Annotated in this window: 11 protein-coding genes and 1 pseudogene; 6 read left to right on the top strand and 6 right to left on the bottom strand. The window is 73.3% G+C overall.

Going from position 1 to position 14,606, the window contains the following annotated elements:
* Nucleotides 1-2: 2 nt before the first annotated feature.
* Nucleotides 3-1,955, bottom strand: coding sequence for a M14 family metallopeptidase (locus tag EF879_RS03120; RefSeq protein ID WP_123554405.1), 1,953 nt, complete (start codon nt 1,953-1,955; stop codon nt 3-5).
* Nucleotides 1,956-2,164: 209 nt separating this feature from the next.
* Here EF879_RS03120 and EF879_RS03115 point away from each other — a divergent pair, with 209 nt between their 5' ends.
* A complete protein-coding gene (locus tag EF879_RS03115) occupies nt 2,165-3,523 on the top strand; it encodes a C39 family peptidase (protein WP_199736105.1) in 1,359 nt (452 codons plus the stop codon).
* Nucleotides 3,524-3,601: 78 nt separating this feature from the next.
* On the opposite strand, the gene EF879_RS03110 is transcribed toward EF879_RS03115, so the two are convergent.
* The 3 genes and pseudogenes from EF879_RS03110 to EF879_RS03100 form a co-directional block, all read right to left on the bottom strand.
* The gene (locus EF879_RS03110; protein WP_123555311.1) at nt 3,602-3,925 is read right to left on the bottom strand and encodes a DUF4229 domain-containing protein; all 324 of its coding nucleotides are present in this window, start codon (nt 3,923-3,925) and stop codon (nt 3,602-3,604) included.
* A gap of 18 nt (nt 3,926-3,943) precedes the next feature.
* Nucleotides 3,944-4,372: pseudogene (locus tag EF879_RS03105) on the bottom strand (hypothetical protein); the annotation flags it as partial.
* Nucleotides 4,373-4,499: 127 nt separating this feature from the next.
* A complete protein-coding gene (locus tag EF879_RS03100; RefSeq protein WP_123554403.1) occupies nt 4,500-5,501 on the bottom strand; it encodes an aminofutalosine synthase MqnE in 1,002 nt (333 codons plus the stop codon).
* A 237-nt stretch (nt 5,502-5,738) separates the two neighbouring features.
* On the opposite strand from EF879_RS03100, the gene EF879_RS03095 reads away from it, so the two are divergent.
* The 4 genes from EF879_RS03095 to EF879_RS03080 all read left to right on the top strand — a co-directional run bounded on the left by EF879_RS03095 (nt 5,739) and on the right by EF879_RS03080 (nt 12,217).
* Nucleotides 5,739-7,208, top strand: a complete 1,470-nt coding sequence (locus EF879_RS03095) for a C40 family peptidase (RefSeq protein ID WP_123554401.1) — start codon at nt 5,739-5,741, stop codon at nt 7,206-7,208.
* 109 nt (nt 7,209-7,317) lie between these two features.
* A complete protein-coding gene (locus tag EF879_RS03090) occupies nt 7,318-9,462 on the top strand; it encodes a hypothetical protein (RefSeq protein ID WP_123554399.1) in 2,145 nt (714 codons plus the stop codon).
* A gap of 444 nt (nt 9,463-9,906) precedes the next feature.
* Complete coding sequence (locus EF879_RS03085) at nt 9,907-11,499, top strand: DEAD/DEAH box helicase (protein ID WP_123555309.1); 1,593 nt, start codon at nt 9,907-9,909, stop codon at nt 11,497-11,499.
* 94 nt (nt 11,500-11,593) lie between these two features.
* Nucleotides 11,594-12,217 carry a putative glycolipid-binding domain-containing protein gene (locus EF879_RS03080; protein WP_123555307.1) on the top strand — a complete coding sequence of 208 codons (624 nt, stop codon included), beginning with the start codon at nt 11,594-11,596 and terminating at the stop codon, nt 12,215-12,217.
* Between the two features lie 61 nt (nt 12,218-12,278).
* Here the strand turns inward: EF879_RS03080 and EF879_RS03075 are convergent, their stop codons facing one another.
* Both EF879_RS03075 and EF879_RS03070 read right to left on the bottom strand, forming a co-directional pair.
* Nucleotides 12,279-13,370: a PLP-dependent cysteine synthase family protein gene (locus tag EF879_RS03075; RefSeq protein ID WP_123554397.1), complete on the bottom strand. Its 1,092-nt coding sequence runs from the start codon at nt 13,368-13,370 to the stop codon at nt 12,279-12,281.
* A gap of 125 nt (nt 13,371-13,495) precedes the next feature.
* Nucleotides 13,496-13,963, bottom strand: coding sequence for an Lrp/AsnC family transcriptional regulator (locus tag EF879_RS03070; protein ID WP_123554395.1), 468 nt, complete (start codon nt 13,961-13,963; stop codon nt 13,496-13,498).
* A gap of 246 nt (nt 13,964-14,209) precedes the next feature.
* Here EF879_RS03070 and EF879_RS03065 point away from each other — a divergent pair, with 246 nt between their 5' ends.
* Nucleotides 14,210-14,491, top strand: a complete 282-nt coding sequence (locus tag EF879_RS03065; protein WP_123554393.1) for a BldC family transcriptional regulator — start codon at nt 14,210-14,212, stop codon at nt 14,489-14,491.
* Nucleotides 14,492-14,606 lie beyond the last annotated feature (115 nt).

The raw sequence follows: 14,606 nt of genomic DNA, 5'->3' as shown, positions 1-14,606 counted from the left end.
CGTCAGGAGGCGGTGACGGTCACGTTGTCGATCGCCGCCTCGACCAGGCTCGCCCCGGAGGCGTCGGCGGCCTGGACCAGCAGCCGGATCGACTGTCCGGCATACGCCGACAGGTCGACACCGGCGGTCGCCCAGGCGCCGTTACGGTTGCTCGCCGCACCCGCCTGGTGGAACACCTGGGTCGTGCCGCCGCTGTGCACCACACTGACCCGCAGGTAGTCCGCGGACGACGAGTTCGAGCCGTGCGCGAGATACCAGGCGAAGGAGAGGGTCAGCGTGCCGCTGGCCGGGAGCGTGATCGCCGGGGACTGGGCGCTGGTCACGCCGCCGTCCACGTCGTGGTCCCCGGCCCCGCTGCCGGCGAGCCGGCCGGTGACCAGGTCGTTGCTGCCGGCGTACGGGGTGAGTTGCTTGGCCCCGCTGGAGGTGGTCGCCTGGGCGGCACCCCGCTCCCAGGCCCCGGAGGTGGCGGTGTCCGTACCGGACGGGTTGGTCGTCCAGCCGGTCTCGGTCTCGAAGGTGTCCTGCCAGACCGTGGTGCCGCCGCCCGTCCCGCAGTACTGGGCCTGCTTGCCGATCGCCCGGTACGGGCAGTCGGCGTACTCGGCCAGGATCAGCACCGCCTCCCGGTTGCGGGAGGTCTCCCGTGCGATCACCTCGTCCGGCGGGTAGAACCCGCCGCCCAGGGCCGACCGGGGGTACATCTCGAAGGTGTACGCGAAGATGTTGTGCGTCGCCCACATCCAGTCGAGGCTGTCCCCGTCGGTGATGTAGAGGTCGCTGGACTGTTCCGGGGTGTAGCCGTTGGTGGCGGCCATCTGCCGGCCGATGGTCCGGAACGTCGCCTCCTGGTCGGCGTTCAGCCCCGGCGCGGTGTTCGCGGTCGTGTAGCCGTACGGCCAGAGCACCAGCTCCGAGTAGGTGTGGAAGTCGATGTTCACGGTGATCTGCTGGACGCCGTCGACCACCCGGCTGTTGACGAAGTCGCGGAGCCGCTGCGTCTCGGGGGCGGAGAACGCCGACGGGCCCCGGTAGGTCTCCGAGGAGGGCGAGCCGGAGGAGCCACCGCAGCAGCCCCAGTTGTAGCCCCAGTTCCGGTTCAGGTCGGTGCCGACGGCCGACGAGCCGCTGTTCGGCTGCCGGTTCTTCCGCCAGGACCGGTACGAGCCGGTGGCGATGTCGTACTCGCTGCCGTCCGGGTTGACGGTCGGGACGATCCAGATCTCCCGGGTGTTGACGATGGTGGTGATCCGCGAGTCGGAGCCGTACGAGTCGGTGAAGAGGTTGATGAGGTAGATCGCCATCTCGACGGTCAGGTGCTCGCGGGCGTGCTGCTGCGCGTTGAAGAGGATCTCCGGTTCGTCCTCGTCCACGGCGACGTTGTCGGAGATCTTGATGATCGGCAGGTCGCGCCCCTCGTAGGAGGTCCCGATGCTCGAGCGGCGCGCGATGTTCGGGTGGTCGGCGACCACCTGGTTGAGCACCGCGTTCAGCTCGGCGTAGTTGTGGTAGCTGGAGTCGGCCGGCGGGAAGTCGAAGAGGCCGACGGTCCCATCGGCCGCGCCGCGGTCGGGCGGCGCCGGCACGGCCTCCACCTCAAAGCCGAGCGCGGTGATCGCCTTCACCTCGGCCGGGGTGGCGGTGACGTGCAGCACGCCGTGCTCGATGTCATCGATCGAGGCGCCGGTCCGCGCGACGGCGTCGCGGTCTGCCCAGGTGCGGGGGCCGAGTACCCGGTACTCGGCCGCGGCCGGCTCCGCGCCGGCGGGTTCGGGCCCGGCGCCGGCCGGTACCGGCCCGGTCAACGCGGCGGCGAGCCCGAGGACGACCACGCCGGTGAACAGGGCGGTCCGGCGTCGCCGTGCGGCGGCGCGGGCGGAGGCACCGAGGCCGGCGCGGCGGGCGGGAGTCCGGGGCGGGATCGACGGCCCGGGGGTCGGGGTGCGGGAGGACATGCACACCTCCTGGGGGTGCGGAGGAATCCGCTGGGTAGTCCACACTGCACCATCCGTCTATGATCAACTCAATATCGACCGCGATGATTTCCATCCCAACCCGACCCTCATGCCGGCAAAGATTTTCCTGCAATCAGGCTCTGGCGAAAGTTGTCAACGGACGGGATAGTGACCACAGGACGCGACCTTCGTACCCCCGCGGAGCATCGATGGCCATTGCCCACACCCCCATCAGCCGGCGCGCCCTCACCGTCGCCGGCCTCAGCAGCCTCGCCCTGCTCGGCACCGCCGCCCCGGCCCGGGCCGGCACCACCACGCACCGCCGACGGCCGGTCCGACACGACGAGCAGATCAGCTTCCAGGAGTGGTCCAGCTACCCGGACTGGCGCCGCGGCACCCACCACGGCACCGTCGCCATCCCCGGGGTCCGACCCGCGATCACGATCAAGCGTCCGGTCGGCACCGTGGACTACACCGACCCGCACACCGGGATCACCCGGACCTGGTCGTACGCCACCTGGACCTCCCCGCTGACCCCGATCGGCTTCGACGCCAGCGAACTCGTCGCGTCGTGGAACGCCGACACCCCGGCCGGCACCTGGATCCAGGTCGAGCTCCAGGGCACCTACAACACCGGCGTGCGGACCCCGTGGTACGTCATGGGCCGGTGGGCCTACGGCGACCAGGACATCCGCCGGACCAGCGTGAACCGGCAGGGCGACCCCTGGTCGACGATCTTCACCGACACGTTCGCGATCGACGACGTCGCGAACGGGGTTCTGCTGCGGGCGTACCAGCTCCGGCTCACCCTCTACCGCGCGCCGGATGCCCGGCGCTCGCCCCGGGTGTGGCTGCTCGGTGCGATGTGCTCGATGGTGCCGGACCGCTTCACCGTCACCCCGAGCGCCGGCCGGATCGCCTGGGGGCGGGAACTCGCCGTCCCCACCTACTCGCAGAACATCCACGCCGGCCACTATCCGGAGTACGACGGCGGGGGCCAGGCCTGGTGCTCGCCGACCTCGACGGAGATGGTGATCGAGTACTGGGGTCGGCGCCCGAGCGCCGAGGAGACCGCCTGGGTCAACCCGGACTACCCCGACCCGACGGTCAACCACGCCGCCCGGATGACCTACGACTACGCGTACGAAGGCTGCGGAAACTGGCCCTTCAACACCGCGTACGCCGCCAGCTTCGGCCTGGAGGCGAAGGTGACCCGGCTGCACTCGCTGGACGAGGTGGAGCACTTCATCGCCGCGGGCATCCCGGTGATCACCAGCCAGTCGTTCCTCGCCAGCGAGCTCGACGGCGCGAACTACGGCACCGCCGGGCACCTCTTCGTGGTGGTCGGCTTCACCGCCAAGGGCGACGTCGTGGTCAACGACCCCGCCTCGGCCAGCAACGACGTGGTCCGCAACGTCTACCGCCGCGACCAGTTCGAGCAGGTCTGGCTGCGGACGAAGCGGATCAACGCCAGCGGCGGCGTCTCCAGCGGGTCGGGCGGTATCGCGTACCTGATCAAGCCGCTCGGCCGGCCGTGGCCACGGGTGGCGGGTTCGACGAACTGGTAGCCCCCACCCCTGAGACCTCCTGGGGAGGATGGCGGCCCCGTATCCGGTCAACGGCGCCCGGGTACGGGGTCGCGCGGCTCAGCGCGGGTCGGCGGACCCGTCGGTCGGCTTCTGCTCCACCGGCTTCTGCCCCGCCGGCCCGTCGCCGCCGGTGACGCCGTCCTCGCCGGCCAGTGCGGCGCGCAGCCGATCCTTCTCCGCCCTGCGCCGCTCCGCCGCGTCGGCGAGTTGCCGCGCCATCTCGTCGCGCCAGCCCCGAAGCAGGAAGAACGACAGCGCGGCGGAGAACGCCAGGGCGAGGATGAGCTTGAGGAAGACGTTCATCTCGACCGGCCAGAGCGGCAGGAACACCGCCACGAAGAGCCCGATCCGGCCCAGCGTGTACTTCACCGCAGGACTCATCCCCGCCCCACCCCGACAGCCCGTCCGGTTGGCGAGCCACCGGACGCCGACAAACCAGATCAACCCGTACGCCATGGCGAAGACAGCGGCGGCCAGCCCGCCCGAGACCAGCGGCGGCGCCCCGGCGGCCAGCCCGGCCGCCAACAGTCCGGCGCTGATCCCCACGGCGGCGGCCACCAGCGCGGCGGCGACCCGGGCCGCGCCGAACCTCCAGGCCCGAAACTCCTCGACGAAGACCCAGGCCGGCAGGACCACGGCCAACCAGCCGCTCGCCCGACCGGCGTCGCCCAGGCCGAGGAGCGCGAAGCTCCAGTCGAAGACCAGCAGGGCCACGACACCGACGACGACCCCGGCCAACGTGAGCCCGAGCAGGTCGGCGAGCACGACGATCCGCCCCTCCTCGTCCCGGCGAGGAAAGGACGGCGTCCGCTCGGGTCGCTCAGTCATGACCAGTCGAGGGTACGTGAGCCGGGGCGGGAACCCCACCACGGTCGGGCCGACAGGCTGGTGGACGGGTCGACCGGCCCGGATCAGGGCGCCCGGGTACGGGTGACCCGCGTCGAGTCCGCCGCGGTCAGGACCAGATGTGCTGCGGCTCGGCCCGGCGCTGCGCCAGCGGGACCGGGGCGTCGTACTCGCGCAGCACCGCGTACCGGGCGTCCCGTTCCACGGGGCGAAAACCGGCGTCCCAGATCAGGTTCAGCAGCTCGTCCCGGGACGGGGCGGTGCTCTGCGAGTCCGCCACGTCGGCCAGCGAGTCCATCCGGTCGGCCGGTGAACCGGCCAGGTCGTCCACGCCGAAGCTCAGCGCGAGCTGGGCGACCGGGAGCCCGTCCGTGGCCCAGGAGCACCGCAGATGCGGCACGTTGTCGAGGAGCAGCCGGGAGATGGCGACGGTCTTCAGCGACTCCGCCGGCGAGGCCGCCCGGGGCGGGTTTCCGGCGCCGGTCCCGCCCGCGCCCCCCGGACCGGTGGCCGGGTGCTCGTGGCGTATCGGTACGAAGACCTGGAATCCCCCCGTCTCGTCCTGAAGCTCCCGCAACCGGAGCAGGTGGTCGATCCGGTGCCGAGATTCCTCACCCTGGCCGTAGCGCATCGTCGCCGACGTCCGGAGCCCCCGGGCGTGTGCGAGGCGATGGATACGTGCCCAGTCCGCCCAGTCGATCGGCGTGCCGGCGGCCCGCGACCGGACCTCGGGGTCGAAGATCCCCGCGTCGCCGCCGGCCAGCGACGCCAGCCCGGCGGCGGCGAGTTCGTCGAGAAGTTCCTCGGCGGGCCGCCCGGTGGCCGCCTCGAACCGCCGGATGTCGGTGGCGGTGACCACGTCCGGCACGCCGCCCGGCGTCGCGGCGAGGTGGCGCAGCAGCTCCGGATAGTCGTGCCCGGACGACAGCGGCTCCCCGCCGCCGACCTCGAACGTCACCCGGTCGCCGTGCGCCTCCGTACGGCGGTGGTGGGCCAGCCGACCGAGCCAGACCAGGTCGTCGCTCGCGTAGAGCGCCTCGCCGTCGGCGCGGCTCAGTCGCTCCCCGCCGTACACCTTCTGTTCCAGCTCACGCTTGCGTCCGGCGTCCATCGCAGCCACGTCTCCTCCCGCCGATCCGGGGACGAGCCTACGTGGCGGGCGCGGGGCGTCCTCGCCGGACCGTCACCGAACGCGACCTGGTTCACCGCCTTCTCAGCGTCTCGTTACCTGCTCCGGATCGACATCACCGGCACATTCCGGTAAGACGAAGTGGGACGGGACACAGCACCAAGGCGGGCCGACGGCGCGCACGGGCGACCGTACGGTACGCCGGAACGGGGAAGCGGCATGGCGAACAGCGGGCGCGGACAGGCGGAGCGGACGGACGGCACGGTGTCGCCGGTGCTCCGCCCGTTGGTGTGGTCCGCCCTGGTCGGCGCGATCGTCGCCGGGGTGCTCGCGACTCCGGTCTGGGCCGAACCCGCCACACCCAACACCGTTCCCGATCCGGGTGTCCGGCCGGTGCCGGCCGGGGCGCCCCCGAGCCCCGGATCCTCCCCCTCGGTGCCACCCAATCTCCAGATCCCCACGGTGACCGGTCCACTGGCGAGCCAGATCTACGCGCTCGAGGTCGAGGTCGCCACCCTCGGCGAGGAGCTCCTGAAGCTGCGCCAGACGCGGGACGAGAAGGCGGCCGCCGTGACGGCCGCCAACACCGCCCTCGCCACGGCCCGCGCCGAGCTGGAGCAGGCGCGGGCGATCGCGGACAGTGCGGCGGCCGAGGCGCTCAAGGACGCCGCCGGCCTGCCGCCCGGCGCGTTCGGGTCCGATCTGCACGGTCTGGAGCTGCTGAAGCGGATCCAGCGCGGCGAGGAGCGGAGCCCCCGGGACACGAGCCTCGCCGCCGCCGAGGTGAACCGCGCGCTGGCCGCGCAGCAGCAGGCCGAGGCCGCGTACCAGAAGGCGGTGGCGGAGAGCCAGCAGGCGGCCGCCGCCTTCACCGAGGCGGAGAAGAAGTACAAGGAGCGCTCCGCCGCGCTGCTCAAGCTGAAGCGCGAGAACGCGGAGAAGCTCGCGGAGATCGAACGCGAACGGGAGGCGGCAGAGCAGCGGATCGGCAACGAGATCGGGCTGGACAGCGTCAACGGTCTGGTCGCCAACCCGAAGGCGCTCGGCGCGGTGAAATACGCCCTCGCCCAGCGGGGCGACCCGTACCAGTGGGGCGCCGAGGGGCCGGACCGGTTCGACTGCTCCGGCCTGGTCTGGGCCGCCTACCGGTCCCAGGGCAAGACGCTGCCCCGCGTGTCGCGGGACCAGTACAACGGCACCCGGAGCCAGACGGTGGCCCGGGAGGCGCTGCTCCCCGGTGACCTGCTCTTCTTCGCCTCCGGCAGCAGCTGGACCTCCATCCACCACGTCGGGATGTACATCGGCGACGGCAAGATGGTGCACGCGCCGACCACCGGCGACGTGGTGAAGGTCTCCACGGTCTGGTGGTCGCGGTTCTACGCCGCGACCCGGGTCTTCCCGGCGGTGCCGGCACCGACCACCAGCCCCACCACCCGGCCGCCGACGACGCCGTCGCCGCGTCCGACGCCGTCCAAGACGACGAAGCCACCGACGACCACGCCGCCGACCACCAAGCCGCCCACCAGCATGCCGACCGTCACGCCGACGACGCCGACGACCATCCCGACGCCACCGACGACCGCGCCGACGACGGAGCCGACGACCACCCCGACAGGTGGTTCGTCGAGCAACGCGCCGAGCGCCACCGGCTCGACGCCGACCGCCGGCGGTAGCCCCAGCGATGACTGACGGCACCGGCCGTCGGCCGACTGGGCGGCCATGCTGAGATATGGCACGGTGACGGTTGACGTACTTCCGGCCCGGCCGACCGGCCCGGGCGTGGGCGCGGGAGGCAGCAATGGACGCATCGCAGGCAAAGCCGCACGCTGGAGACGTAGCGCCGGCTCCTGACGCCCCGAGCGACGCCGACCCGACCGCCCTGGACCAGAGCGGCGAGCTGCCCCCGCTGCCCCCACCGCCGCCGGTCGGCACCGCATTGCCGGAGACCACCGCCGAGGAGGAGCTTCCCGAGGCGTACGAGCCGCCTCCGCCGCCCCCACCTGGTGCACTGTGGACGGATCCGCCGGCGGTGCCGGCCGACCAGCCCACGGCGAGGGCGGAGGCGGCACCGGCCGGGGACGGAACGCCGGCCACCGACACCGCACCGGCCACCGACACCGCCTCGGCCAAGCCGGCCGACGCCGGCTCGCCCGACGCCGGCTCGCCCGACGCCGGGTCTGCCGACGCCGAGTCGACCGAGCCGACCGACGCTGACGCGGCCGACACCCCGGACGACCAGGACGCCGCTGACCAGAGCGCGGCCCCGGCCGACTCGGGCGGGGCCGAGGTTGGCAACGCACCGCGGAAGCAGGCCGACGACAACCCGCACACCTCGACCTCCTCGGCAGACGAACCCGCCGCTCCGGGTGGTCCGTCCGTCGCGCGGGGCCGGGCGATGCCGCTGACGACCGCCATCCCGACCCCGGCCGACATCGCCGCCATGCCAGCCAACGTTTCGGTCAGCCGGACGTACCGCGCCGGGGAGCTCGGCCGCCCCGCCGACTCGCCGGCCCCTCGGGCCGCGGCGGACCCGGCCCCGACCCCCGCCACCGGCGGCGCGGCGCCCGCCTCGGCGGTCGCCAGCTCCGTCCCCGGCGCGGCGACGCCCCCGGCGTCACCGTTGCAGCAGCGGCGGCCCCAGCCTCCGCTGCTCGACTCGTGGCCGGCCTTTGCCAACGCCGTCAAGTCCCCGGCCACGTCCACGGCGGCCGGGGGATCCGCCCCGACGGCGCCACCGTCCGCCCCGCCGTCCACCGCGTCCACGCCACCGCCGTCGCCCGGCGGCACGTCCACGCCACCACCCGCCGGCTCGACGGCGCCGTCCGCCGTACTGTCGTCCGCGCCTCCCGTCGCCGCTGCGGCGCCGGTGGCCGCCGCGGCGCCGGTCGGCACGTCGTCCTCTGTCGCCGCGCTGGCCAATCCCACCGGACCCGATCCGGGCCGTCCACCGGCGACGTACACCGTGCCGTCGCCGCGCAGCGCCCCGTACAGCGGCGGCTCCGGCACGACCCGGGCCAGCGCGTCGGTACCGGGGCTGGCCCGGGTGCTGCCGGCCGAGGCCGCCGCCGTGGCGGCGGCGCCGTCCCAGGCGAAGGTCTACCGGGCGAGCGAGCCCACTCCCGCCACCCCACCGGAACCTCCGCAGCCGCCGGAGCCGGTACGGCCGCCCGAGCCGGCACAACCGCCGGACCCGGCGCTGCCGGAGCCGCCCCGCCCGAGTCCGTTCCCGGCTCCCGTCCCACCGGCACCGAACCCGCCCGGCCCGGATCCGGTACCGGCCGGCCCACCGCCGACGCCGTACCCGCCGGACCCCGGCCCCGTGCCGCCGAACTCGCCCTACCCGCCGCCCACCGCGACCAGCAGTACCGTGACGGCCCGGGCGAGCGTGGCGGTGGACGAGCGACCGGCGGGGGCGGCCCCGGCGGTCGTACCGGCGCCCGCGCTGCCGAGCTGGCCCCCGCCGACGAACCCGACGGCTCCGGGCGGCTACCCACCCGCCGCGCCCTCCGGATACTCACTGCCACCGGCCGATCCCGGGCCCTCCCATCCGCCGGTCGACCCCGCACCGGCGCCCGGGACCGGATCCGGCCGCCCCTCGGCGACCCACCCACACCGGTTCGCCCCGGCACCCGACGCCGGCTTCCCACCCTCGTCGGAGCCGGAGGAGGCGCCCGGTGCGTGGCAGGTTCCCGGCGCCGGCGGCGTCGGCCTCTCCGGCCACCCGTCGCAGTCCGCCCTGGACCAGGTCGAGAACTCCGGCTCGCTGACCGGCCACATCCTGGCCCAGGGCCGGCCGGACACTCCGACGCAGCAGGCCGATACGACCCGGACGGTGATCGTGCTCGTCGTCGGACTCGGCATCCTGGTCGCGGTCGGCCTCCTCGTCGTCCTGCTCGCCGGAGACGCCTTCGACAGTCTCTTCAGCGGAATGCTGAGCAGCTGACCCGACCGTCTCGGGCTGCCGGGTCTCGCGAACCGGCGCCCGGCACGGGGATCGGACACCCCGGACGGTGCCCCCGGCCCGCGGGGGCGGAGCGGCGGACGCCGAACCGATCCCGGTATCGATCCACGAGGTGAGCCTGCCCACTGCCGGGGCCGGCGACGTGGCGATGGCCGCGACTCGCCGTACACTCGTACCAATTGTTGATCTGGCGCGGTACGCGCCCATGGGCGATCTTGCGGGCGAATCGACGGCGACTCCGGTCGCGGCGGGCCATCGCGGAGATGCGCCCCGCGTGAGAGGTTTTCTTTGACAAGCTTCGCTGACCCCAGCACGTTTCCGTCCGTTTTCGACAGGCAATCCGATTCCCTCGACCTGGCCGATTCGGGCGAGCCCATTCCCGCCGCGCAATCCCCGGTATCGGAAAACGCCGACGGTGGCGATTTCATCCAGGCCGACGGAACCGGATCCGACGAGGTTTCCGAGATCGTCGACTTCGCCGCGCTCGGCCTCCCCCGGCCGCTGGTCCGGGCGCTCGGCCGGGAGGGCATCACCACCCCGTTCGAGATCCAGCGCGCCACGCTTCCCGACGCACTGGCCGGCCGGGACGTCCTGGGCCGGGGGCAGACCGGCTCCGGCAAGACCCTCGCGTTCGGGCTGCCCGTCCTGGCCCGGATGGCGGCCGGGGCCAAGGCCCGACCACACCGCCCCCGGGCGCTGATCCTGGTGCCGACCCGGGAACTCGCGATGCAGGTCAACGACGCGCTGATGCCACTCGGCCGGGCGGTGGGGGTGTTCCTCAAGACCGCCGTCGGCGGCGTGCCGTACGACCGGCAGGTCGACGCGCTGCGCCGGGGTGTGGAGATCCTGGTCGCCACCCCGGGACGGCTGGGCGACCTGATCGACCGCGGCGTGTGCCACCTCGACGACGTCGAGGTCACCGTCCTCGACGAGGCCGACCGGATGGCCGACATGGGCTTCCTGCCCGGCGTCACGGAACTGCTCGCCAAGACTCCGGCGAACGCACAGCGGCTGCTCTTCTCCGCCACCCTGGACGACGACGTGGACGCCCTCGTCCAGCGGTTCATGTCCGATCCGGTCACCCACTCGACCGCGCCACCGACCGCCGCGGTCTCCACGATGGACCACCACCTGCTGCTGGTCCCGCCGCACGACAAGTTCGCGGTGGCGGCGTCGATCGCGGCCCGGCCGGGGCGAACCATGATGTTCGCGCGGACGCAGCTGGGGGTGGACCGGCTGGTCGCCCAACTGGCCCAGGTCGGCGTCCGGGCCGGCGCGCTCCACGGCGGCAAGACCCAGCGGATGCGGACCCGCACCCTCGCCGAGTTCCGCGAGGGCCGGATGAACGTCCTGGTCGCCACCGACGTGGCCGCCCGTGGCATCCACGTCGACGGCGTCTCACTGGTGGTACACGTCGACCCTCCGACGGACCCGAAGGACTACCTACACCGGGCCGGTCGTACCGCCCGGGCCGGCGAGTCCGGGGCGGTGGCCACCCTGGTCCTGCCGAAGCAGCGCCGCGCCACGCTCGCGATGCTGCAGAAGGCCGGGGTGGAGCCGGCGCAGACCCGCGTCCGCTACGGCGATCCGATCCTGGCCGAGGTGACCGGGGCGCGGCAGCCCAGCGGCATACCGGTGGTCGACGAGCCTCCGGCGCCGCGCCGCGGCTCCGACCGCCGCCCGGGCGGGCGGGCGCACGGCGAGCACCGTAGTGGCGACCGGCCGCACCGCGGCGACCGCCGCTACGGCGGCGACCGGCGGTATGGCGGGGACCGCCAGCCAGCGGACCGCCGCTACGGCGGGGACCGCCCGTACGGCGACCGCCGCCAGGACGGAGAGCGCCAGCCGGGCAGCCGCCGGCACGGCGAACGGCACTCCGGCAGCCGCCCGTACGGTGATCGCCCCTACGGCGAACGGCGGTACGGCGGCCAGCCGTCCGACGCGCACCGGCCGGACGAGCGGCACGGACCGCGCGACCGCTGGTCTGACGGGCACCGGCGCCCGGCTCCGGCCCGCTGAGTCGGCCGCGGCCGGTACGCCGGCGCGTCCGGCGCACCGGCCGCTTTCCGGCATCGGCCACCGACAACCGGCACCGGCGGTAGCGTCCGAAGGTATGTCGCCCACGCCGAAGTCGCTGTACTGGGTCCGCACCGACGTGCCGGGTGCCGACCACGCGATCGTCGACGACCGCCGCGGATTCGACGCCCGGGGCACCATCCTCGCCGTCGACCCGATCCCCTTCACCTGCCGGTACGAGCTCCACACCGACGCGGACTGGGCGACCGAGGGGCTCGACGTCAGCTGCGAGGGGGCGGGCTGGCTCCGCACGCTCCACCTGACCCGGGCGGCCGGCCGCTGGCGGGCCAGCACGGCGGAGCGGGGCGACCTGGATGCGGTGCTGGCCGAGGCGGGGCATCCGACCGCCGGACCGCCCGGCACGGACGAGCCGCACCGGCTCGCCGAGGCGCGCGACGTCGACCTGGGTGGCTCTCCGCTCTTCAACACCCCGCCGGTACGACGGCTGGGGCTCGGCACCGCCCCGCCGGGGACCAGCCGCACCGTGACCGTGGCCTGGGTGCTGGTGCCGAGCCTGCGGGTCATGCCGGTCGAGCAGACGTACACCACCCTGGACCGACACGTCGTCCGCTTCGACAGCGCGGGTTTCACGGCCGACATCGCCCTCGACCCGGAGGACTACGTGCTGCACTACCCGGGGCTGGCCCAGCGTCGGGGCTGACGACCGGCGGCCGGAAGCGACGGTGGGGACAGCCGGGACGGAGGTCGCGGTGGGCCCCGCGTCAGTCGGGCCAGGCGCCGGTGCGGAGAAAGCGCGCGATCGTGTCGAGGTACGGCGCCAGGTCCAGGCCCCGGTCGGCGACCCAGGCGTCGGAGTAGTACGTGTCGGTGTACCGCTCGCCGCCGTCGCAGAGCAGCGTCACCACGGATCCGGTCCGGCCCTCGGCCCGCATCTGCGCGATCAGTCCGAAGGCACCCCACAGGTTGGTGCCGGTGGAGCCGCCGACCCGACGGCCGAGCACCTCGCTGGCGGCGCGCATCGCCGCCAGCGAGGCCGCGTCCGGGACCCGGATCATCCGATCGACCACGGTCGGCTGGAACGACGCCTCCACCCGGGGGCGGCCGATCCCCTCGATCCGGGAGGCGCCGTCGGTGGTGACGGACCAGTCGCCCGACGTCCAGGCCGGATAGAACGCCGAGTTTTCCGGGTCGACCACGCAGAGCCGGGTGGCGAGCCGGCGGTACCGCAGGTACCGCCCGATGGTCGCGCTGGTGCCGCCGGTGCCGGCCCCGACCACGATCCAGTCCGGTACGGGGTGCCGCTCCAGCGCCATCTGCGCGTAGATCGACTCGGCGATGTTGTTGTTACCCCGCCAGTCGGTCGCGCGTTCGGCGTACGTGAACTGGTCCATGAAGTGCCCACCCAGGTCCTCGGCGAGCCACCGTGCCTCGACCACGACGGCGGCCGGATCGTCGACCAGATGGCACCGTCCACCCTGGAACTCGATGAGCGCGATCTTCTCCGGCGACGTGGTGGCCGGCATCACCGCGATGAACGGCAGCCCGAGCATCCGGGCGAAATACGCCTCGGAAACCGCCGTGGAGCCCGACGATGCCTCCACAATGGTGGTTCGCGGACCGATCCAGCCGTTGCAGAGTCCATAGAGGAACAGCGACCGCGCCAGCCGGTGTTTGAGCGACCCGGTGGGGTGCACCGACTCGTCCTTGAGGTACAGGTCGATCCCCCACTCCCGGGGCAGCGGAAAGGTGAGCAGGTGCGTGTCGGCGGACCGGTTCGCGTCGGCCTCCACCGCGGCGACCGCCGCCGTCACCCACGCCCGCTCCGCGTCGTCGAACCGGTCCAGCTGCTCCATGGCCAGCAACGTAGCAAGCCCTTCCGGCAGGGTTCCGGGCCCGCACCGGCGCGGTCCGCCGCCCGCCACGGCCCGGGACGCGCGGACCGCCTGGCCGCATCGGAATCGGCCGGCCGCGCCGACGCTCAGGTGCCGGCGGGGCGGCGTGGGGTCACCGGCTGCGGCCGGTTCTCCCACTTCGTCGAGAGCGCCACGGCGGTACGGGTCGAGGCGACCCCGGCGGTCCGGTTCAGGCGCAGGATCAGTTGTTCCAGCTCGGCAATTGTCCCCACTCGGGCCTTCAACAGGAACGACTCGACCCCGGCCATGAAGTAGCAGGACTCGATTTCCGGCATGTCCCGAATCGCCTCAAGTACGTCGTCTGTGTCGCCTCCGGAGTCTTGCACGATTCCGATGAGCGCCGTCACGCCGAGCCCGATCGCCTCCGGGGCCACGTCGGCGCGGTAGCCCCGGATGACGCCGTTGGCCTCGAGCTTGCCCACCCGCTCGTGCACGGCCGGAGCGGAGAGGCCCACCTGGCGGGCCAACTCGGCGTACGACAGCCGGGCGTTGCCCCGCAACAGCTCGACGAGCGTCAGGTCGATGGAGTCCACGGTGAGACCCTAGTCGGGGTCCGCGGCGGCGCGACGGGCGGCAGCGACATTGTTGCCGACAAAGGCCCGTGAATGACGTAAAACAGCCCCGGTCAACCTGACAGACAGTACGTTTTCGCGTTTGCCGGACACGACACTCCGGCGGTGTTGTAATTGCCGTACGTCCCTAAACGAAGGCTCTGGCAAGCACGTGTTACGGGGACGGTCCTACCAGTCCGGGGGCTTCGTAGACGCGAGGAGGGGGCTGTGGACACAGGAGATCGTCTGCTGACGCCGGGCGAGGTGGCAGCACTCTTCCGCGTCGATCCCAAGACCGTCACACGCTGGGCCGCGGCCGGGCGTATCGGCAGCATCCGTACACCGGGCGGGCACCGCCGGTTCCGCGAGTCGGAGGTACGGGCACTGCTGGAGGGCGAGGGGATGCTCGACGAGGTCGACCAGGACATCGCCAACCGGCCCCGTAACGAGGGACCCGCCACCCCGAGTGGCCCCGGTTCGAGCGGCGCCGGCACCCCGGGGATGCCCTGACCCGACCTCGGGTGCCGGGGCGGGTGCCGTGGTCGCGGCCGCGGCGTGCCGACCCAGGCCCGGACAGGTGACGGCCGGGACAGCAGGGACAACAGGGACAGCAGGGATCCGGGAA

The organism is Micromonospora sp. HM5-17 (assembly GCF_003762835.1).
In the GTDB taxonomy this organism is placed as follows: domain Bacteria; phylum Actinomycetota; class Actinomycetes; order Mycobacteriales; family Micromonosporaceae; genus Plantactinospora.
The sequence above is the reverse complement of the archived record's forward strand: the minus strand, read 5'-3'. Positions and strand labels throughout refer to the sequence as shown.

Excerpts from the sequence above, each read along its gene's own strand:
- EF879_RS03080 (WP_123555307.1), top strand. The coding sequence starts at position 11,594 with ATGTCGCCCACGCCGAAGTCGCTGTACTGGGTCCGCACCGACGTGCCG.
- EF879_RS03115 (WP_199736105.1), top strand. The coding sequence starts at position 2,165 with ATGGCCATTGCCCACACCCCCATCAGCCGGCGCGCCCTCACCGTCGCC.
- EF879_RS03100 (WP_123554403.1), bottom strand. The coding sequence starts at position 5,501 with ATGGACGCCGGACGCAAGCGTGAGCTGGAACAGAAGGTGTACGGCGGG.
- EF879_RS03120 (WP_123554405.1), bottom strand. The coding sequence starts at position 1,955 with ATGTCCTCCCGCACCCCGACCCCCGGGCCGTCGATCCCGCCCCGGACT.
- EF879_RS03090 (WP_123554399.1), top strand. The coding sequence starts at position 7,318 with ATGGACGCATCGCAGGCAAAGCCGCACGCTGGAGACGTAGCGCCGGCT.
- EF879_RS03095 (WP_123554401.1), top strand. The coding sequence starts at position 5,739 with ATGGCGAACAGCGGGCGCGGACAGGCGGAGCGGACGGACGGCACGGTG.
- EF879_RS03075 (WP_123554397.1), bottom strand. The coding sequence starts at position 13,370 with ATGGAGCAGCTGGACCGGTTCGACGACGCGGAGCGGGCGTGGGTGACG.
- EF879_RS03110 (WP_123555311.1), bottom strand. The coding sequence starts at position 3,925 with ATGAGTCCTGCGGTGAAGTACACGCTGGGCCGGATCGGGCTCTTCGTG.